The sequence below is a fragment of the Streptomyces litchfieldiae genome (assembly GCF_031845365.1).
GTDB lineage: Bacteria > Actinomycetota > Actinomycetes > Streptomycetales > Streptomycetaceae > Streptomyces > Streptomyces litchfieldiae.
The window spans coordinates 1-20974 of sequence record NZ_JAVREL010000011.1; the positions used below are offsets into that span (position 1 = coordinate 1).

Annotated in this window: 16 protein-coding genes; 12 read left to right on the plus strand and 4 right to left on the minus strand. The window is 72.3% G+C overall.

All coding sequences use genetic code 11. The annotated features are described in order from the left end of the window. Positions 1 to 51 precede the first annotated feature (51 nt). Genes RM590_RS18980 through RM590_RS18990 form a run of 3 tightly spaced genes read right to left on the minus strand, consistent with a single transcriptional unit; the run spans position 52 to position 2931 of the window. The gene (locus tag RM590_RS18980) at positions 52 to 477 is read right to left on the minus strand and encodes a hypothetical protein (protein WP_311705817.1); all 426 of its coding nucleotides are present in this window, start codon (positions 475 to 477) and stop codon (positions 52 to 54) included. Further along, positions 474 to 1589 (minus strand): molybdopterin-dependent oxidoreductase, encoded by a 1116-nt coding sequence (locus tag RM590_RS18985; protein ID WP_311705818.1) that lies wholly within the window; start codon positions 1587 to 1589, stop codon positions 474 to 476. Before RM590_RS18985 ends, RM590_RS18980 begins: the two co-directional genes overlap by 4 nt. 10 nt (positions 1590 to 1599) lie before the next feature. After that, positions 1600 to 2931: a hypothetical protein gene (locus tag RM590_RS18990; RefSeq protein WP_394813901.1), complete on the minus strand. Its 1332-nt coding sequence runs from the start codon at positions 2929 to 2931 to the stop codon at positions 1600 to 1602. Positions 2932 to 3037: 106 nt separating this feature from the next. Between RM590_RS18990 and RM590_RS18995 the strand changes: the two genes are divergently transcribed. After that, the gene (locus tag RM590_RS18995) at positions 3038 to 3772 is read left to right on the plus strand and encodes a DsbA family protein (protein ID WP_311705819.1); all 735 of its coding nucleotides are present in this window, start codon (positions 3038 to 3040) and stop codon (positions 3770 to 3772) included. Positions 3773 to 3799: 27 nt separating this feature from the next. Here RM590_RS18995 and RM590_RS19000 read toward each other — a convergent pair whose 3' ends face one another. Continuing rightward, entirely contained in the window at positions 3800 to 4654 is an 855-nt protein-coding gene (locus RM590_RS19000) for an alpha/beta hydrolase family protein (RefSeq protein ID WP_311705820.1), read from the minus strand. A 79-nt stretch (positions 4655 to 4733) separates the two neighbouring features. Here RM590_RS19000 and RM590_RS19005 point away from each other — a divergent pair, with 79 nt between their 5' ends. The 11 genes from RM590_RS19005 to RM590_RS19060 all read left to right on the plus strand — a co-directional run bounded on the left by RM590_RS19005 (position 4734) and on the right by RM590_RS19060 (position 20815). Beyond that, a complete protein-coding gene (locus RM590_RS19005; protein WP_311705821.1) occupies positions 4734 to 5333 on the plus strand; it encodes a TetR/AcrR family transcriptional regulator in 600 nt (199 codons plus the stop codon). 66 nt (positions 5334 to 5399) lie between these two features. Then, a complete protein-coding gene (gene lgt, locus RM590_RS19010; protein WP_394813902.1) occupies positions 5400 to 6644 on the plus strand; it encodes a prolipoprotein diacylglyceryl transferase in 1245 nt (414 codons plus the stop codon). Between the two features lie 129 nt (positions 6645 to 6773). Then, a complete protein-coding gene (locus RM590_RS19015; RefSeq protein WP_311705822.1) occupies positions 6774 to 7475 on the plus strand; it encodes a VIT1/CCC1 transporter family protein in 702 nt (233 codons plus the stop codon). A gap of 314 nt (positions 7476 to 7789) precedes the next feature. Continuing rightward, positions 7790 to 12352 (plus strand): glutamate synthase large subunit, encoded by a 4563-nt coding sequence (gene gltB, locus RM590_RS19020; RefSeq protein ID WP_311705823.1) that lies wholly within the window; start codon positions 7790 to 7792, stop codon positions 12350 to 12352. Beyond that, positions 12345 to 13805, plus strand: coding sequence for a glutamate synthase subunit beta (locus tag RM590_RS19025; protein ID WP_311705824.1), 1461 nt, complete (start codon positions 12345 to 12347; stop codon positions 13803 to 13805). Before gltB ends, RM590_RS19025 begins: the two co-directional genes overlap by 8 nt. 574 nt (positions 13806 to 14379) lie before the next feature. Then, entirely contained in the window at positions 14380 to 15696 is a 1317-nt protein-coding gene (locus RM590_RS19030; protein ID WP_311705825.1) for a sugar ABC transporter substrate-binding protein, read from the plus strand. A gap of 7 nt (positions 15697 to 15703) precedes the next feature. Beyond that, positions 15704 to 16639, plus strand: coding sequence for a carbohydrate ABC transporter permease (locus RM590_RS19035; protein WP_311705826.1), 936 nt, complete (start codon positions 15704 to 15706; stop codon positions 16637 to 16639). Continuing rightward, positions 16636 to 17463, plus strand: coding sequence for a carbohydrate ABC transporter permease (locus RM590_RS19040; protein WP_311705827.1), 828 nt, complete (start codon positions 16636 to 16638; stop codon positions 17461 to 17463). Before RM590_RS19035 ends, RM590_RS19040 begins: the two co-directional genes overlap by 4 nt. Before the next feature lie 23 nt (positions 17464 to 17486). Next, positions 17487 to 17837 carry a chorismate mutase gene (locus tag RM590_RS19045; protein ID WP_311705828.1) on the plus strand — a complete coding sequence of 117 codons (351 nt, stop codon included), beginning with the start codon at positions 17487 to 17489 and terminating at the stop codon, positions 17835 to 17837. 60 nt (positions 17838 to 17897) lie between these two features. Next, on the plus strand, positions 17898 to 20381 hold the full coding sequence (gene pepN / locus RM590_RS19050) for an aminopeptidase N (protein ID WP_311705829.1): 2484 nt from the start codon (positions 17898 to 17900) through the stop codon (positions 20379 to 20381). A gap of 257 nt (positions 20382 to 20638) precedes the next feature. After that, a complete protein-coding gene (locus RM590_RS19060) occupies positions 20639 to 20815 on the plus strand; it encodes a winged helix-turn-helix transcriptional regulator (RefSeq protein ID WP_311706021.1) in 177 nt (58 codons plus the stop codon). Positions 20816 to 20974 lie beyond the last annotated feature (159 nt).

The following is a 20974-nucleotide window of genomic DNA, read 5'->3' on the forward strand; positions in this document are numbered from 1 at the left end:
CCCACCCACCCTTCCCCCAAGGGAAGAGACGAGGACCGGCGGGCGGCCACCTCACTCCTCCTCGCTCCGCACCGGCCGTCGTCGCCCGCGCCGGCTCGCGGACACCGCCGCCACCGCCGCCGTCACCAGTGCCGTCGTCGCCAGCAGCAGTGCCAGGTTCCGCCCGTAGTCCAGCGGCAGCGCCGTCGCGTTGCGTGGTGCGCCGGGGCGCAGCAGTGGTGGCAGTGCGATCAGTGTCAGGCATCCCGCGACCAGCAGACCGCCGCGGATCGCGCGGCGGGCGGGGACGTGGCGGACTGCCAGGCCCACCAGGAGGACCAGCGGTGCCAGCACCAGGTCGTGCGCCAGCACCACCCCCGCCAGCCACACGGCCACCTCGCGGGGCGCGCCCGCCGGGGTGTCGGTGAAGAGGTAGCGGACGCCCACCGCCAGCAGCGCCAGCCCGGCCGCGCCCAGCGCCAGTCGTGCCGTCCTCATCGCAGCACCTCGATCCGCGACACCCACTTCGTCTGCCACACCCCGGGCCGGTTCGGCGCGATGATCCGGGCCGGGAAGCCGTGGTCCGCCGACAGCACCTGCCCGTTGATCCGCAACGCCAGCAGCGTCAGCGGGTCGCGCGCGTAGGCCGGTGGCATCTCGCTCACCCGGTAACCGCCCCGGCGCTGCGCGGACACCACCCGTACGAACGCGTCCTCCGGCGCGTTCGCCCGTGCGAGCAGGTCCACGAGTCGTACGCCCGTCCAGTCGGCCGACGCGCTCCAGCCCTCCACGCACGCGATGGGCAGCCGCGCCGAGTGCTGTGGCAGCGCGCGCAGTTCGGCCAGTGACAGCACATAGCCGCGCGGCCCGGTCACCGTCAGCCGCCACGTGTCCGCCGAGAGGCCGGCCACCCCGGCCTCGGCCGCCGTGCGGTTCACCGGCAGGCCCTGTGCGGTGCCGTCCGGGCGGCGCGGCGCCAGCAGTGTCAGCCGCCGCAGCGGCGGCAGCGACTGCCCCGCCGTCACCAGCGTCACCGCGCCGACCGCGGCGCCCACCCCCAGCAGCAGCGCCCGGCGGTCGTCCGCGTCGGGATCGGCCGCCGGGTCGGCCCGCCGCCAATGTGCCGCGATCAGCGGTGCCTTCACCGCCAGGTGCAGCAGCAGTGCCCCGCACAGCACCCAGGCCAGCGCCCAGTGCACCCGCTTGAAGCCGAACGGCCACGGATACCACTGCGCGATGTTCACCAGCCCCAGCAGCACCTCCAGCAGCGCGGCCGTCACGAGCACCGCGATCGACAGCCGTTCCAGCCCGTGCCGCACCGACCGCACCGGCGGCTTGACGAACAGCCGCGGATAGACCGTCCACAGCTTGGCCAGCAGCAGTGGCACCAGCGCGATGCCGGTCGCCACGTGCAGCCCCTGCGTCACCCGGTAGCCCCAGACCGGGCGCGACGGCAGGTGCGGCGCCAGCCAGCCGGGCGGGGTCTGGAGACCGTGGCTGATCAGCCCGGTCGTGAAACACACCAGCACCCCCGCGCCCAGCCAGCGGCCGATCGCCGTGGCCGTGCGCGGATCGTGCAGCCGGCCCCGGAATCCGATCAGTGTCCGCACGTTCACCACCTCACCAGCGCGTGATCCACAGATGGTTGACCGTCATGGCCAGCACGGCCTGCGCCGCCAGCCACCCCCGGGCGCCGCGTTCCGGCAGCAGCGCCGCCGCGGGCAGCAGCCACAGCGCGAACGGCAGCCAGATCCGTTCCGTCTCCGCCTTGCTCATCCCGGACAGATCCGCCAGCAGCATCGCGGTCAGCCCGGCACCCACCAGTACCACCAGCGCCCGGCGCCCCGGATCGCGCCACGCCTCCGGCACACCCGCGCGGCGCAGCCCCGCCGCCGTGGCCAGCCCGACCGACGCGACCTGGACCGCGAGGTTGGCCCAGATGAAATAGGAGTACGGCCGGTGCCCGCCGGATCCGGCGTAGTAGCGGTCCACCAGCGTCGTATAGCCGTCCAGGTACCAGAAACCGGCCGCCGTGAACGCCACCACCCACGGCACGATTCCCACCAGCACCCAGGGCAACGGCCGCCAGTCGCGGGCCAGCCACAGCACCGCCAGCCCCACCACGCCCATCAGCGCCAGCCCGTAACTCAGGTACAGCAGCAGCCCGAACAGCACCCCCGAGCCCAGCGCGGCGGCGCGCGGCGCCCGCACCGACCGGGTCGCGGCCAGCGCCAGCAGCGCCACCGCCCAGGCGGCCACCGCCGCGAACCAGCCGTCCGCCGACACCCCCAGCCACACCGCGGCCGGGGCCAGCACCAGGAACGGGGCGGCCCGCCGCGCCAGTTCCTCACCGGCCAGGGCCCGCAGCGTGATGGCCACCGCCGCCGCCGCGCTGGAGGCGGCCGTGATGACGAACACCGCCGCCCACGCGCCCCCGGCCAGCCCCACCCGGTCCAGCAGGACGAACGTCAGCGTGGCGCCCGGCGGATGACCGGCCACATGGGCGGGCCAGTTGTCCGGCGAGTCGATCGGAATGTGATCCGTGAACGTGTGCAGGAAGTGGCCGATCCCGTCGATGTCGTCCAGCGCGGTCAGGTACTCGTGGCCATAGGCCAGCCGGCGGGCCACCCCCCGCCGCCAGCCGTCGATCAGCGCCAGCGACCACACCCACGCCATTGACGCGGCCCAGACCGCGGGCACCAGCCACCGCCACGGCAGCCGCCGCGCGAGCGGCGGACCGTAGAGCAGGACCAGGCCCGCCACCAGCAGCGCGGCGGGCGTGCCGGGCCCGGCGTGCGGCGCCCAGCGGGCGAACATCGGCGGCCACTTGAGCGTCAGGATGCCGTTGTCGTTGATGGCGGCGCCGACCACGGCGGCGGCGGCGAACAGCAGGACGGCGAGGGCCGCCGCCAGCAGGTCGAGCGCGGATTTGCGAGCGATCACGCCGTTCACGCTAGGTGTCCCGGGCCGGGAAACGGCTCGTCGCCGGGCGGATGTCACCGCTTCGTCAGATCCGCCGGAGCGTGTCCTGGCCGGGCCCGGTTCGTTGGCTCAGGACGTGAGCCAACGGAATCGTGAGGGAAAGCGCAGCGCCCGCGAACGGCTGCGCGAGGAGCGGGAACGCGAGCAGGCGGCCGAGCGCAGGAAGCGCACGGCCAAGGTGGCCGGCGGCGCTCTGGGACTGCTGGCGGTCGTCGGCGTGATCGGCGTCATCGCCGCGAAGGGCGGCGACCCGGACGACGCCCCGGCCGCCGAGCCGGTCGTGGTGGGGGAGTCAGACGCCCCGGTCACCCTCGCCGTCTACGAGGACTTCCGCTGCCCGGCCTGCGGGCAGTTCGAGTCAAGCTTCCGGGACACCATCAACGAACTGACCGACGCCGGGACGCTGAAGGTGGACTACCACCTGGTCACCATCATCGACGGCAACATGGGCGGCAACGGCTCCAAGTTCGCCGCGAACGCCGCGCTGTGCGCCCGGGACGCCGGCAAGTTCCGCGAGTACCACGACGTTCTCTTCGAGAACCAGCCGGCCGAGAGCGACGACGCCTTCGCCGACAAGGCCCGCCTGATCGACCTGGCCGGCGACGTCGAGGGCCTGGACACCGAGACGTTCCGCACCTGCGTGCAGGAGGGCAGCCACGACGACTGGGTCGAGGGCTCCAACACCGGCTTCCTGAACTCCGATTACAACGCCACCCCCACCGTTCTCCTGAACGGCGAGGACATTTACGGCGACACGTCGGACCCGCTGACCCCGGAGCGCCTGCGGGAGCGGGTGGAGGAGCTGGCCTGACGCCGCTGGCCCGCCCCGCCCGCCGGTTCACCGGACGGTCGCCAGGTGCCGGTCGAGGAACGCGGTCAGGCGGCGGGCGAGGGCCACGCGGTGGTCCGCCAGCGCGTGGTCGGTGGGGAAGATGTCGTGCTCCAGGCGTGGCACCGGGTGGGCGCGGTAGGCGTCGACGAGCGGCACATGGTGCGTCGCGGGCGGCGTGACCGTGTCCAGGCCGGTGCCGATGAGCAGGACCGGCCGGTCGGCGAGGCGCGGGGCGAGGCGGGCCAGGCTCCAGTCGTCGCCCGCGGCCACCATCTCCGCCACCAGCGCCGCCGCGCCGGTCCCGGTCAGCGGCAGCAACTCCCCTGCCCAGTCGGCGACATACGACTCCCGCAGGGCCGGTTCGCGGCGGAGCGCGGCGGCGACGGCGCCGAAGTCGAAGCCCGCCACCGAGCCGACCGCGCCGATCCCGGGGGCGGCGGCGGCCGTCATCAGCGCGGCGAAGCCGCCCGAGCTGTGGCCGATGACGGCCAGCCGGTCCGGGTCCAGCCGGTTCGCGGCGGCGATCTCCGGCCGCCGCAGGGCCGCCGCCACCCGCGCGCTGTCCTCCAGGACATGGCCCCAGGACCACGTTCCGCCGACGCCCCAGGAGCCGCGGTAGTGGAAGACGAGCGCCGCGTAGCCCGCGCGGCGCAGCGCGTGCGCGAGGTCGAAGTTCCGCTCGTTGCCCGGGAAGCCGTGCAGGAGGAGTACCGCCGGATGCGGGCCGGGACCGGCCGGGAGGTGCAGCACGCCGAGCAGCGGCACGCCGTCGCTGTCGAACGTCACCGGCACCGTGCGGGCGGGCGGCCCCTCGGCGCTGACCGAATCGGTGAGGAGGGGGTCGAGGAGGGGATAGGGCACGGGTGCCTCCTTGAGATGGAACCGTTCGGTTCGATGTCGAGAGTGCGCACTATATCGAACCGATCGGTACTATCAAGGGATGCCGGTCCCCAAGGGCAGCACCCTCGACCCCGCCCGCACCCGCGCCGCGATCCTCGACATGGCGACGGACGCGCTCTACGAGCACGGTCTGGACGGCGTGAGCGTCGGCCGGCTGTGTACCGAGGCGGGCATTTCCAAGGAGACGCTGTACCGCCACTTCGGCTCGAAGGACGGTCTCGTCCAAGCCGTGGTCCAGGCCCGCAGCGACCGCGTGACGCGCTGGCTGAGCCGGGCCGCGACGGCGGCCGGCGAGGACCCCGCCGACCAACTGGCCGCGGTCTTCGACGCGTTGAGCACCTGGCACGCGGAGCCGGGCTTCCGCGGCTGCGCCATCGTGAACGCCGCGGTCCAGCACCACGCCGACCCCGTTCGCCCGATCGCCGCCCGCCACTTCGACCGGCGCCTGGACCTGCTCGCCGGGATCGCCGCCCGCGCGGGGGTGGCCGACCCCGAGCGACTGGGCCGCCAACTGCTCCAGCTCGTGGTGGGCGCGACGGTGATCGCCGACCTCCGCCCGGACCCCGGGGCGGCGCGGGACGCCCGCGAGGCCGCGCTCGCGCTGCTGGCGAACGCGGCGCAGAGCCCGTCAACCCGGTGACACAGGAACGGAAGTCGGGCCTCGGATTCCGTCCCGGCCGCCGGGCAGGGTAGCGTCTGGGGCACCATGGAGATCCTTGCCTCAATCCCCAGCCCCAGCGAGAGCGAGATCCACCTCGGACCGCTGCCGCTGCGCGGCTACGCGCTGTGCATCATCATCGGCGTCTTCCTCGCCATCTGGCTCGGCGGCCGACGCTGGGTCCAGCGCGGGGGGAAGCCGGGGACCGTCGCCGACATCGCCGTCTGGGCCGTGCCCTTCGGGCTGATCGGCGCCCGGATCTATCACGTCGTCACCGACTACCAGCTCTACTTCGAGGAGGGCCGCGACTGGGTCGACTCGTTCAAGATCTGGGACGGCGGCATCGGGATCTGGGGCGCCATCGCGGGTGGCGCGCTCGGGGCGTGGATCGCCTGCCGCCGCCGGGGCGTCGCGCTGCCGCCGATGGCGGACGCCATCGCGCCGGGCATCGCGTTCGCCCAGGCCATCGGCCGCTGGGGCAACTGGTTCAACCAGGAGCTGTACGGGCGGGCCACGGACGTGCCCTGGGCGGTGGAGATCGACAACGGGCTGGACACCGGCACGTTCCACCCGACGTTCCTGTACGAGTCGCTGTGGTGCCTGGGCGTGGGCGCCCTGGTGATCTGGGCGGACCGCCGCTTCCGGCTCGGCCACGGCCGCGCGTTCGCGCTCTATGTCGCGGCGTACACGGTCGGCCGCTTCTGGATCGAGTACCTGCGGATCGACGAGGCCCATGAGTTCCTGGGCCTGCGCCTGAACAACTGGACCGCCATCGCGGTCTTCCTGGCCGCGGTCGCCTACCTGGTGCTCTCGGCCAAGCGCCGCCCGGGCCGCGAGGAGATCGTGGAGCCGGACGCCGAGTCGGAGGCCGGGACGGAGTCGGTGTCGGAGTCGGCGTCGGCGGAGCCGGGCGAGACCGAGGGCACGGCGAAGGCGGTCGAGCTGGGGAAGCCCGACACGGCGAAGGCCGAGGAGCCGAACGCGGCGGAGGACCCCGCGGAAGAGCCCGCGGCCGAGGACGCCGAGCCGCAGAGCACCGAGGACGCCGAGCCGAGGGCCGCGGAGGCCGAGGAGCCCGCGGAAGAGCCCGCCGAGGAGGCCGAGCCCAAGGCCGCCGAGGCGAGCGAGGCGGAGACGCCCGAAACGGCGGAGGAGCCGGCGGCGGCCAAGGCCGAGACCGAGAACGAGACCGAGGCAGCCGAGCCCGGCCGGCCGGAGACCTCCGACGAGGAGCCGGCCGAGGCCGCCGACTCCTCCGACGCCGAGACCGCGTCCTCCGCGAAGCGTTCCTGACCCCCGGCCGGTGACCTCGCAGGTCACCGGTCCCCGCGGCGCCCGCCACCTTGGTGGCGGGCCCCGGGAATGGGTGCCACCCTTTCAGCGTTGGACAGCGCGCGAGAGGGCACAGGGAGGCATCCGGGCATGGTCACGGCGGAGGCGCATCACAGCCATCGCGATGTGAGCGGAGGCTGGCTTCGGCCGGCCGTCTTCGGGGCCATGGACGGGCTCGTCTCCAATCTGGGGCTGATCAGCGGCGTCGCCGGCAGCTCCGCCTCCGCGCACAGCATCGCCGTCGCCGGCATGGCCGGACTCGCCGCGGGCGCGTTCTCCATGGCGGCGGGGGAGTACACCTCCGTCGCGTCCCAGCGCGAGCTGGTCCTCGCGGAACTCGATGTCGAGCGCCGTGAGCTGCGCCGCCACCCCGAGGACGAGCTGGCCGAGCTCACCGAGGTCTATGTCGCGCGCGGCGTGGAGCCGGCGCTCGCCCGGGAGGTGGCGCGGCAGTTGTCCGTCGATCCCGAGCAGGCGCTGGAGATCCACGCCCGGGAGGAGCTGGGCATGGGACCGGACGATCTGCCCTCGCCGACGGTGGCCGCCCTCTCCTCGTTCGGGTCCTTCGGCGTGGGGGCACTGCTGCCCCTGCTGCCCTACCTGCTGGGTGCCACGGCGCTGTGGCCGGCGGTGCTGCTCGCCCTGCTGGGTCTGTTCCTGTGCGGCGCGGTCGTCGCGCGGGTCACGGCCAGGCCGTGGTGGTTCAGCGGGCTGCGCCAGCTCGTGCTCGGCGCGGCGGCGGCCGGCATCACCTACGGGGTGGGTTCGCTGTTCGGTACCGCACTCGCCTGAACAGCGGACGGCAACGCTATGTCGTCTTCGGACGCTTCAGGGTGAGCATTGTTTCCGAAGGGTTTCAGTTCGTTGTCGGCGGGCATGTGCATCGTGGCCAGCCACCACCGGCGCCGACGCCGGTCCAGGAATTTGTCTGGCCATACCCACCATCTCCGGCACCGCCTCGCGGGTCGAAGTCCGCATCGTGGACACTCGTATCCGCTTCCCGGGAACCGGGTCATCGTGTAACCTGCACGAAAATTTAACGTATACGCCAGGGCCAGCGTCGTCCCTCGGAATCACCACAGACCAAGACGACGACGGGAGAGCCGATGCGTTCTGCGTCACACCCGGTCAAGCAGGGGATGTACGACCCGCGCCACGAGCATGACGCGTGCGGTGTCGGCTTTGTCGCCACCCTCACCGGCGAAGCCAGCCATGAGCTGGTCGACCAGGCGCTCACCGTGCTCCGGAACCTCGAACACCGCGGGGCAACCGGCTCGGACCCGGACACCGGCGACGGAGCCGGCATCCTGCTCCAGGTCCCCGACGCCTTCCTGCGGGAGAGCGTCTCGTTCGCTCTGCCCGAGGCCGGCGCCTACGCCGTCGGCATGGCCTTCCTGCCGACCGGCGCCGACGCGGCCGCCTCCGCCATGTCGCGCATCGCGGCCATCGCGGCGGAGGAGGAGCTGACCGTTCTCGGCTGGCGCGAGGTGCCCGTGGCGCCCGAGCTGCTGGGCGCGGCGGCCCGCGAGACGATGCCCGCCTTCCGGCAGCTCTTCGTCAGCGACGTGGCCGGCGAGAAGACCGGGCTGGCCCTCGACCGCGCCGTCTTCGTGCTGCGCAAGCGCGCCGAGCGCGAGGCCGGGGTCTACTTCCCGTCGCTGTCCGCCCGGACCCTCGTCTACAAGGGCATGCTCACCACCGGGCAGCTCGAGCCGTTCTTCCCCGACCTGTCCGACCGCCGGCTGGCCAGCGCCATCGCCCTGGTCCACTCGCGGTTCTCCACGAACACCTTCCCGAGCTGGCCGCTGGCCCACCCCTACCGCTTCGTCGCCCACAACGGCGAGATCAACACCGTCCAGGGCAACCGCAACTGGATGCGCGCCCGCGAGTCGCAGCTCTCCAGCGACCTGTTCGGCGCGGGCGGCAGTGACCGGCTGGAGCGGCTGTTCCCGATCTGCACCCCGGAGGCGTCGGACTCGGCCACCTTCGACGAGGTGCTGGAGCTGCTGCACCTGGGCGGCCGTTCGCTGCCGCACGCGGTGCTGATGATGGTCCCGGAGGCGTGGGAGAACCACGAGTCGATGGACCCGGCCCGCCGCGCGTTCTACCAGTTCCACTCCACGATCATGGAGCCCTGGGACGGGCCCGCCTGTGTCACGTTCACCGACGGCACGCAGGTCGGCGCGGTCCTGGACCGCAACGGTCTGCGCCCGGGCCGTTACTGGGTGACCGACGACGGGCTGGTCGTGCTGTCCTCCGAGGTCGGCGTCCTGGACATCGACCCGGCGCGCGTGGTCCGCAAGGGCCGCCTCCAGCCCGGCCGGATGTTCCTGGTGGACACCGCCGAGCACCGCATCATCGAGGACGACGAGATCAAGGCGGAGCTCGCCGCCGAGCACCCCTACGCCGAGTGGCTGGAGGCCGGCCTCATCGAGCTGGCCGACCTGCCCGAGCGCGAGCACGTCGTGCACACCCACGCGTCGGTCACCCGCCGCCAGCAGACCTTCGGCTGCACCGAGGAGGAGCTGCGGGTCCTGCTCACCCCGATGGCCAAGTCCGGCGCCGAGCCGATCGGCTCCATGGGCACCGACACGCCCATCGCCGCGCTCTCCGACCGGCCGCGGCTGCTCTTCGACTACTTCACCCAGCTCTTCGCGCAGGTCACCAACCCGCCGCTGGACGCCATCCGCGAGGAGCTCGTCACCTCGCTGCTGTCCTCGCTCGGCCCCCAGGGCAACCTGCTGGAGCCGAACGCGGCCTCCTGTCGCAGCGTGACGCTGCCGTTCCCGGTGATCGACAACGACGAGCTGGCCAAGCTCGTGCACATCAACGCCGACGGCGACCTGCCCGGCTTTGCCTCCGCCACGCTCTCCGGCCTGTACCGGGTGGCCGGCGGCGGTCAGGAGCTGGCCAACCGGCTCGCGGAGATCTGCGCCGAGGCCGACGCCGCCATCGCCGACGGCGCCCGCATCATCCTGCTCTCCGACCGGCACTCGGACGCCGAGCACGCCCCCATCCCCTCGCTGCTGCTGACCTCCGCGGTGCACCACCACCTCATCCGCACCAAGCAGCGCACCCAGGTGGGCCTGCTGGTCGAGGCCGGCGACGTGCGCGAGGTGCACCACGTGGCGCTGCTGATCGGCTACGGCGCCGCCGCGGTCAACCCGTACCTGGCCATGGAGTCGGTGGAGGACCTGGTCGCCCGCGGCACCTACCTGCCCGGCGTGGACGGCCCCACCGCCATCCGCAACCTGATCAAGGCACTCGGCAAGGGCGTGCTGAAGGTGATGTCCAAGATGGGCATCTCCACCGTCGCGTCCTACCGCGGCGCGCAGGTCTTCGAGGCCGTCGGCCTGGACCAGGCGTTCGTCGACACGTACTTCCACGGCACCACCACCAAGATCGGCGGCGCCGGCATCGACGTCGTCGCCCGCGAGGTGGCGGCCCGGCACGCCAAGGCGTACCCGGCGTCCGGCGTGGCCCCGGCGCACCGGGACCTGGAGATCGGCGGCGAGTACCAGTGGCGGCGCGAGGGCGAGCCGCACCTGTTCGACCCGGAGACGGTGTTCCGCCTGCAGCACTCGACGCGCGAGCGGCGTTACGACGTCTTCCGCCAGTACACCCAGCGGGTGAACGAGCAGGCCGAGCGGCTGATGACGCTGCGCGGGCTGTTCCGGCTCAAGGAGGGCGCGCGTCCGCCGGTGCCGATCGAGGAGGTCGAGCCGGTCAGCGAGATCGTCAAGCGGTTCTCCACCGGCGCGATGAGCTACGGCTCCATTTCGCAGGAGGCGCACGAGACGCTGGCCATCGCGATGAACCAGCTCGGCGCCAAGTCCAACACGGGCGAGGGCGGCGAGGACTCCGAGCGGCTGACCGACCCGCGCCGGCGCAGCGCCATCAAGCAGGTCGCCTCCGGCCGCTTCGGGGTGACCAGCGAGTACCTGGTGAACGCCGACGACATCCAGATCAAGATGGCCCAGGGCGCCAAGCCCGGCGAGGGCGGCCAGCTCCCGGGCCACAAGGTCTACCCGTGGGTCGCCAGGACCCGGCACTCCACGCCGGGCGTCGGCCTGATCTCGCCGCCGCCGCACCACGACATCTACTCGATCGAGGACCTGGCGCAGCTCATCCACGATCTGAAGAACGCGAACCCCGCGGCCCGCATCCACGTGAAGCTGGTCTCCGAGGTCGGCGTGGGCACCGTCGCTACCGGTGTGTCGAAGGCGCACGCCGACGTGGTGCTGATCTCCGGCCACGACGGCGGCACCGGTGCCTCCCCGCTGACCTCGCTCAAGCACGCGGGCGGCCCCTGGGAGCTGGGCCTGGCCGAGACGCAGCAGACGCTGCTGCTCAACGGGCTGCGCGACCGGATCGTCGTGCAGACCGACGGCCAGCTCAAGACCGGGCGCGATGTGCTGATCGCGGCCCTGCTGGGTGCCGAGGAGTTCGGCTTCGCCACCGCGCCGCTGGTCGTCTCCGGCTGTGTGCTGATGCGAGTGTGCCACCTGGACACCTGCCCGGTCGGCATCGCCACCCAGAACCCGGTGCTGAGGGAACGATTCACCGGCAAGCCGGAGTTCGTGGTGAACTTCTTCGAGTTCATCGCGGAGGAGGTCCGCGAGCTGCTGGCCGAGCTGGGCTTCCGCACCGTGGAGGAGGCCGTCGGCCACGCCGAACTGCTGGACGTCTCCCGGGCCGTGGACCACTGGAAGGCGCAGGGCCTGGACCTGGCCCCGCTGCTGTACGTGCCCGAGCTGCCCGAGGACGCGGCCCGGCACCGGACCACCGAGCAGGACCACGGTCTGGGCAAGGCGCTGGACAACGACCTGATCAAGCTGTCGGCCGACGCGCTGTCCGCCGAGAGCGCCGAGGCCGCCCAGCCGGTCCGCGCGCAGGTCGCCATCCGCAACATCAACCGCACGGTCGGCACCATGCTGGGCCACGAGGTGACCAAGCGGTTCGGCGGCGCCGGGCTGCCCGAGGACACCATCGACATCACCTTCACCGGTTCCGCGGGGCAGTCGTTCGGCGCGTTCGTGCCGCGCGGCGTCACGCTGCGGCTGGAGGGCGACGCCAACGACTACGTCGGCAAGGGCCTGTCCGGCGGCCGGCTGATCGTCCGCCCGGACCGGGGCGCCGACCACCTGCCGGAGTACTCCACGATCGCGGGCAACACGATCGCCTACGGCGCGACCGGCGGGGAGATCTTCCTGCGCGGCCGGGTCGGCGAGCGCTTCTGCGTCCGCAACTCCGGTGCCACGGTCGTCGCCGAGGGCGTGGGCGACCACGGCTGCGAGTACATGACCGGCGGCCGGGCCGTGGTGCTCGGCGCGACGGGCCGGAACTTCGCGGCCGGCATGTCCGGCGGTATCGCCTATGTGATCGATCTTGACCCCGCCAACGTCAACCTCGGCTTTGTCGCCGTTGAGGAACTGACCGAGGCCGACCGCGGGTGGCTGCACGAGGTGGTGCGCCGCCATGCCGAGGAGACCGGTTCGACGGTCGCCGATGAGCTCCTGAAGAACTGGGACGCGTCGCTGGCCCGCTTCAGCAAGATCATGCCCACTACCTACAAGGCCGTGCTCGCCGCCAAGGACGCCGCCGAGCGGGCCGGACTCTCCGAGTCCGAGACCCACGAGAAGATGATGGAGGCGGCGACCCATGGCTGACCCGAAGGGCTTTCTGTCCACCGATCGCGAGGTCGCGCGCACCCGCCCCGTCGAGGCGCGGCTCAGGGACTGGAACGAGGTCTACGTTCCCGGTTCCCTGCTGCCGATCATCAGCAAGCAGGCCGGCCGCTGCATGGACTGCGGTGTGCCGTTCTGCCACAACGGCTGTCCGCTGGGGAACCTGATCCCCGAGTGGAACGACTACGCCTACCGCGGTGACTGGGCGGCGGCCAGCGAGCGGCTGCACGCCACGAACAACTTCCCGGAGTTCACCGGGCGGCTGTGCCCGGCGCCCTGCGAGTCGGCCTGCGTGCTCGGCATCAACCGGCCGCCGGTGACCATCAAGAACGTCGAGGTCACCATCATCGACAAGGCGTGGGACGCCGGCGTCGTCACCCCGCAGCCGCCGCAGCGGCTGTCCGGCAAGACCGTGGCCGTCATCGGCTCCGGCCCGGCCGGGCTCGCCGCCGCGCAGCAGCTCACCCGGGCCGGGCACACCGTGGCCGTGTACGAGCGCGCCGACCGCATCGGCGGGCTCCTGCGGTATGGAATCCCCGAGTTCAAGATGGAGAAGCGGCACGTCAACCGGCGCATCGAGCAGATGCGCGCGGAGGGCACCAAGTTCCGCACGGGCGTGGAGATCGGCCGCGACATCGACGCCGAGCAGCTTCGCAAGCGGTACGACGCGGTCGTCATCGCGGCCGGGGCCACCACCGCGCGCGACCTGCCGGTGCCGGGCCGCGAGCTGAACGGCGTGCACCAGGCCATGGAGTACCTGCCGCTGGCCAACAAGGTGCAGGAGGGCGACCTCGTCACCTCGCCGATCTCTGCCGAGGGCAAGCACGTCGTGGTCATCGGCGGCGGCGACACCGGCGCCGACTGCGTGGGCACCGCCCACCGGCAGGGCGCGCTGTCCGTCACCCAGTTGGAGATCATGCCGCGGCCGTCCGACGACCGGCCCGCGCACCAGCCGTGGCCCACGTTCCCGATGACCTACAAGGTCACCTCCGCGCACGAGGAGGGCGGTGAGCGGGTCTACTCCGTCTCCACCACCCACTTCGAGGGCGACGAGGACGGCAACGTCCAGTGGCTGCACCTGGTCGAGGTCGAGTTCGTCGACGGCAAGCTGACGCCGAAGCCCGGCACGGAGCGGCGCATCCCGGCCCAACTGGTCACCCTCGCCATGGGCTTCACGGGCACCGACCAGGAGAACGGCCTGGTGCGGCAGTTCGGCCTGGAACTGGACGCCCGCGGCAACATCGCCCGCGACGCCGAGTACGCCACCAACGTCGACGGCGTGTTCGTGGCCGGCGACGCCGGGCGTGGCCAGTCGCTGATCGTCTGGGCCATCGCCGAGGGCCGCGCCGCGGCGCGCGGCGTGGACCGCTACCTGACCGGCGAGAGCACCCTGCCCTACCCGATCCGGCCGACCGACCGCGCGCTCGCGGTCTGACCCGGCCCCCATCCGTTCCGTACAACGGCGTACGGACATGGCGCGGCGCCCGCCTCTCCCCGACCGAGAGCGGGCGCCTCGTCATGTCCGGCTAGGTCCTGTCCGGTCGGTCTTGTCGGATCAGCCTGCGGCTCCCCCAGGCCCTTGGGGGCCTGGGAGGTACCCCCAGGTGCGTGCGATCGCAAGGCGCCGGATCGCAGCTCGTACGAATGGGGGCACCTCCCTGGGGGTACCTCTTAGCGTTAGCTGGGGGAGTTAGCTGGGGGACGTACTCGCGCGATTCGGCTGGGGGCACCTCCCGGACGGAGTCTGGGGGAGCAGCGAGAGCGCGTGCTGGGGGTACCTCCCGGACGAAGTCTGGGGGAGTCGCGGGCCCGGGAAGATCGGCTGGACAGGGCCTACGGCCAACGGCCAGCCCCCGCCGCCCCGTTCACCCCTCCCCAACCGCCAGTGGTCCAGGCCACAAACGGTGCCGTTCCGTGATGTGAAGATCTGGCTCGGCCAACTCCGCGCTGTCACAATCAACGCTCAGTCCGGCTCGATGATCCATGGAGCTCTTACGGGAGGACCGGTCATGCGGCACTCACCCCGGGGGCACGGCCCCCATTCGCTGGCCAGGCGCCTGACCGCCGGTGCCGCCGTGCTCTCCCTGGGCCTGCTCACGGCCTGCGGCGACGACGGCGGCGGCGACGACGGTGACAACGCCGGGGACGGCCCGACCCTTGAGGTCTGGATCATGGAGGGCACCAACCCCGACGCCGAGCCCTATGTCGAGGACCTGAAGGCGGCGTTCACCGAGCAGACCGGCGCCACCCTCGACGTCCAGTTCATCCAGTGGGCCGACGCCCACGACCGGTTCACCACCGCGATGGCCGGCGGCGAGCTGCCCGACGTCGCCGAGATCGGCACCACGTGGGCGCCCGAGTTCGGCGCGGCCGGCGCGCTGGCCGACCTGTCGGAGAACATCGAGGGCGACGGCCTCGGCGACGACCTGGTGCCCGGCCTCTACGAGGCCGCCACCGTGGACGGCGCCGTCTACGGCATGCCCTGGTACGCCGGCATCCGGTCCCTGATGTACCGCTCCGACGTCTTCGCCGAGCACAACCTCCAGCCGCCCACCACCTGGGAGGAGTTGCGCGACGTCGCCCTCCAACTGCGCGAGCTGGAGCCGGAGATGATCCCGTTCCCGGTCAGCGGCGGCAGCGAGTACGGCCTGTACCCGTTCGTCTGGGGCGCCGGCGGCGAGATCGCCGAGCAGGACGGGGACCAGTGGCGGTCCACCATCAACTCCCCGGTAGCCGTGGCGGGCATCGAGTTCTACACGTCGCTGGCCACCGAGGACGGCCTGTCCGTCGCGGCGGCCGAGACCTGGCTGGAGACCGACCAGTTGGAGAGCTTCCAGAACGGCGAGGCCGCCATGGTCATCAACGGCAACTGGACGGTCAACACCCTGGTCGCCGAGGACCCGTCCTGGGCCGACCGCATAGGCGTGGTGCCCATCCCGGGCCAGGAGTCCGGGTTCAGCCCCTCGTTCGTCGGCGGCTCCCTGCTCGGCGACTTCAACAGCGACGAGCCCGAACTCGCCTGGGAACTCATCAAGATGATGTCCACCGGCGAGCACGCCGCCGCCTGGGCCGAGCAGTCCGGCTACTTCCCCGGCCAGCAGTCGCTGCTGGAGGAGGTCCAGCAGCAGGACGACCCGCTCGTCGCCCCGTTCGCCCAGCAGATGCTGGAGGCCGGCGCGAGCCTTCCGGTGACCGAACTGTACGGCGCCGTCCAGGGCGAGCAGGTCGTGCAGGGCATGCTCCAGTCGATCCTGTCCGGCGACCAGTCACCGCAGGACGCCGCCGACGACGCCGCCGCGGCCATGGATGAGACCTTTGGCGGCTGACCGACCCGTGAAGATCCGTGCCGCGCGCGCCTCCCGGCGCGCGGCACGGGTCCGCAGGGCACTGCACCCCTGGCTGCTGCTCGCCCCCGCCCTCGCCGTCCTGGCGCTGCTGCTGTTCTGGCCGCTGGTGCGCGTGGTGCTGCTGTCGTTCCAGGACTACGGGCTGCGCCAGATCAACACGGGGGAGAGCAACTACACAGGTCTCGACAACTACCGGGAGATCCTGGGGGATTCGTTCCTGTGGACCACCGTGCTGCCCAACACGGTGGTGTTCGCGCTCACCTGCGTCGTCCTCACCGTCGTCGTCGGCACCCTGGTCGCGCTCCTGCTGCAACGCCTCGGCCGCACCTGGCGGTTCATCTGCTCCACCGTGATCATGATGGCCTGGGCGATGCCCGCGGTGACCGGCACCTATGTGTGGATCTGGATCTTCGACCCGCTCGACGGCGTCGTCAGCGGCGGCCTCGACGGCCTGGGCATGATCGAGCCGCGCGAGACGAACTGGTTCACCGACCGCTGGTCGTTCTACGCCATCGCCACGCTGAACGTCGTCCACCACGGCTTCCCGTTCGTGGCCATCACCGTCTACGCGGCGCTGCTGACCATCCCCAGGGAGCTGCCGGAGGCCGCGCTGGTGGACGGCGCCGGCGCCTGGCAGCGGTTCTGGCGGATCACCGTGCCGACGATCAGGCCGGTGTTCATGGTCGTCACCATCCTGTCGACCATCTGGGACTTCAAGGTCTTCGCCCAGATCTACCTGATGCCGGGCGGCGCCGGGTCCAACCCGGACGTCCTCAACCTCGGCGTCTGGTCCTACACCCAGTCGTTCGCCAGGAACCAGTACGGCATGGGCTCGGCCATCGCCGTGCTCCTCACCCTGCTGCTGCTGGCCATCACCGTGATCTACGTCCGCGCGCTGTCCAAGGAGAAGGACGAACCGTGAGCCGCCGCACCTCTCTCGCCGGCCGGATCGGCACCGCGGCGGCCGTGACGGCGCTGCTGGTCTTCACGCTCTTCCCCGTCTACTGGATGATCTCCTCCGCGTTTGACCCCGGCGCCGACCACCGCGGATCGGACGTACTGCCCACCGGGTTCGGCCTGGACAACTTCCGGTTCGTCCTGGACGACGGCGAGTTCACCCGCTACCTGGCCAACTCCGCGCTGGTGGGCCTGGGCACCGTGCTGGCCTCGGGGCTGCTCGCGCTGTTCGCGGCGATCGCCGTGGCCCGTTTCCACTTCCGCATGCGCGGCCAGGTGCTGGTGATGATCCTCGTCGTGCAGATGGTGCCGCTGGAGGCGCTGGTCATCCCGCTCTTCCTCCAGATGCGCGACCTGGAGCTGCTCAACAGCCTGCTCGGGCTGACCGTCGTCTATCTGGCGTTCTCGCTGCCGTTCGCGGTCTGGACGCTGCGCGGCTTCGTCGCCGCCGTGCCCAAGGAGATCGAGGAGGCCGCCTACCTCGACGGCTGCGGCTGGTGGCGGATGTTCCGCACGATCCTGCTGCCGCTGGTCGCCCCCGGCCTGGTCGCGACGAGCATCTTCGCGTTCATCGTCGCCTGGAACGAGTTCATCTTCGCGTTCGTCTTCATGCAGGACGACAGCAAGTACACCGCCGCCGTCGGCCTGCACCGCTTCTTCGGCCAGTACAGCACCGACTGGGGCGCCGTCATGGCCGGCTCCACCCTCATCACCCTGCCGGTGCTGATCTTCTTCGTGCTCGTCCAGCGCCGCCTGGCCGGCGGGCTGGCCGCCGGGGCGATCCGCTGACCGCGCAGCATAGGGTGGGCTCCATGAACAGCGGCACCGGGAAGAACCCCAGCGGGTTCGACGAGCTCGACGAGGACGTGCGCGCCGAGCTGGCGCGGCTGCGCGACAGCATCGACAACATCGACGCCGCGATCGTCCACATCCTCGCCGAGCGCTTCAAGGCCACCCAGCGCGTCGGCCGCCTGAAGGCCGACCACCGCCTCCCGGCCGCCGACCCCGCCCGCGAGGCGCGCCAGATCGCCCGGCTGCGCCAGCTCGCCGAGAGCGCCAAGCTCGACCCCGCGTTCGCCGAGAAGCTGCTCAACTTCATCATCGCCGAGGTCATCCGCCACCACGAGACGCTGGCGAACGGGGGCCCGGCCGGGCGGGCGTGAGCGCGCGGGCCACCCCAACTGACGTGCGCCGACAGCCCGCGCTGCGGCACCATGGGCCCCATGGCCACACTGACACGCATCGAAGCGGAAGAACGCGCCCGGCTGCTGGACGTCCAGCACTACGCCATCGACCTCGACGTCACCCGCGGCGAGGAGACGTTCGCCTCCGTCACCACCATCCGCTTCACCGCGCGTCACGCCGGTGACACCTTCGTCGAGGTACGGCCCACCACCCTGCACGGCGCCACCCTCGACGGCCGCGACCTCGACCCGGCCACCCTCGCCGACGGGCGGCTGCCCCTCGCGCTCACCGCCGGCGAGCACGAGCTGACCGTCCGGGCCGACATGCCGTACTCGCGCACCGGCGAGGGCATGCACCGTTTCACCGACCCGGCCGACGGGCTCACCTACCTCTACAGCATGTGCTGCATGACCGAGGGGCCCCTCGTCTTCGCCGCCTTCGACCAGCCCGACCTCAAGGCCGTCTTCGACGTCACCGTCACCGCCCCCGAGGACTGGACGGTCCTCGGCAACGGCGTCGCCACCCGCGTCCCCGGCGAGCCCGGCCGTCGGCGCTGCGCCACCACCCCGCTCATCAGCACCTATCTGATGGCCGTCGTCGCCGGGCCCTACCACTCCGTGACCACCGAGCACGCCGGTCTGCCGTTCGGCATCCATGTGCGGCGCTCCCTCGCCGAGCACCTCGACAAGGACGCCGAGGAGATCCTCGACATCACGCGGCGCTGCTTCGACCGCTTCCACGAACTGTTCGACGAGCCCTACCCGTTCGACTCCTACGACCAGGTGTTCGTCCCCGAGTTCAACCCCGGCGCCATGGAGAACCCCGGCCTGGTCACCCTCCGCGACGAGTACATCTACCGGTCGGCCGTCACCGACTCGCAGCGCGAGCTGCGCGGCGTCGTCATCGCCCACGAGATGGCGCACATGTGGTTCGGCGACCTGGTCACCCTCCGCTGGTGGGACGACACCTGGCTCAACGAGTCGTTCGCCGAGTACATGGGCTACCAGGTCCTCACCGAGGCCACCGCCCACCGGCCCTGGACCGAGTTCTGCGCCAACCGCAAGCCGTGGGGCTACGACGCCGACCAGCGGCCCTCCACCCACCCCGTCGCGCCCGCCCCCGACGCCGTCCCCGACACGGCCTCCGCCTGGGTCAACTTCGACGGCATCTCCTACGCCAAGGGCGCCGCCGCCCTGCGCCAGCTCGTCACCTGGCTCGGCGAGGACACCTTCCTGGCCGGCATCAACGAGCACTTCGCCCGCCACCGCTTCGGCAACGCGACCCTCGCCGACTTCATCGACTCCATGGCCCACGCCTCCGGCCGCCCCGTCCCCGACTGGGCCGACGCCTGGCTGCGCACCAGCGGACCCGACACCCTCACCCCCGAGGTCACGGCCGACGACAGCCACTGGCGGCTGCGCCTGACCCACACCGGCGGCCGGCCGCACCGGCTGCGGGTGGGCGCCTACGACGCCGACGGCACGCCGCGCGCGAGCCACGAGATCGAGCTGGCGGCCGAGGAGGGCACCACCACCCACGAGTTCCCCGGCGCCCGCCCCGGCCTGCTCGTCGTCAACGACGGCGACCTCACCTACGCCAAGGTCCGTCTGGACGCGCCCTCCTGGACCGCCGCGCAGGCGAGCCTCGGCGCCCTCCCCGACGCCCTGACCCGCACCGTCGTGTGGAACGCGGCCCGCGACATGGTCCGCGACGGCGAACTCGACCCGGGCGCCTACCTCGACGCCGTCGCCCGCCATCTGCCCGACGAGCCGGCCACCGCCATCCTGGAGAGCGTCCTCGCCTTCGCCCACGGCCAGATCGCCGACCGCTACCTGCCGCCCGGCCGCCGCACCGCCGCCCTGGAGACGCTGTCCGCCCTGGCCCACCGCCTCCTCGGCCCCGACGTCACCGACCCCACCCGGCGCCTGATCGCCGCCCGCGTCGCCATCGGCGCCGTCACCGACGCCGGTGAGGCGCGCAGTTGGTGGGAGGCCGGCACCGTGCCCGGCGGTCCGGCGCTCGACCCCGAGCTTCGCTGGCAGCTCCTGCACCGCCTCGCCGTCCTCGGCGCCACCGACGGGTCCGAGATCGGCGCCGAGGCGGAACGCGACCCCACCGCCATCGGCGAGGAGGGCGCCGCCCGCTGCCGGGCCGCGCTCCCCGACGCCGAGGCCAAGCGGGTCGCCTGGGAGGCCATGTTCGACCCGGCCGACCGGCTCTCCAACTACCTGTTCCGCGCCACCGCCGAGGGCTTCTGGCACCCCGAGCAGAGCGGCATGCTCGCCCCCTACGTGGCACGCTACTTCCCCGCCGCGACGGAGCTGGCGGACCGCCGCGGCCACGCCCTGGCCACCGTCGCCGCGCGCTTCGCCTTCCCGCGCGGCTTCATCGACGAGAACACCCTCCGCCTCGGCGAGGAGGCCCTTCGCGACCGGGCCCCCATCCCGGCGCTGCGCCGCGGCCTCGATGACCAACTCGACGACCTGCGCCGGGCGTTGCGCGTCCGCGAACGCTGGTCCTGACGTCCGCGGCGGCCCCGGACGCGGGGCCGCCGGTCAGGGCCGGCCGACGGTGATCGCCAGATGCGTCCCGCGATGGCGGGGCGCGTCGATCGCCCGCCGTAGGCGGCCGGGTCCCGGACCACGGCCGTCACCGCGTGCCCGCGCCGCCGCGCCTCCGCCACCGCCTGCCGGCCCGCCCGGCCGCCCGCTCCGAACACCACGATCTCGCTCATCCGTCTACCTCCTGGGCCGGACCGTAGCCGGGGCCCCGGTTACCGATCAGCCGCACGGTCCACCCCGGCCCCACCCCGCACGTCACCTACGAACTCACCGCGCTGGGCCGCGGCTTCCTCGAACCGATGAACGTCATGTGCGCCTGGGCCGCCGAGCACTTCGACGAACTCCTTGACGCCCGCGAGAGCCACCCGGCGGCCACCGGTCACGGCCGGCCCTGACCCGCTCCCAACTCGCCTTTCCCCAGGGGGCCGTTGGAGCGCGAAACGGTCCGGGGCAGCCCCGGCGGACGCCCGAGCCGCGCGCCCCGTTAACCCCTTCGAGGGAACGCCGCACATCCGCCGGACCGGCCACCCGGTACGCGCGTACGTTGAGCCCCG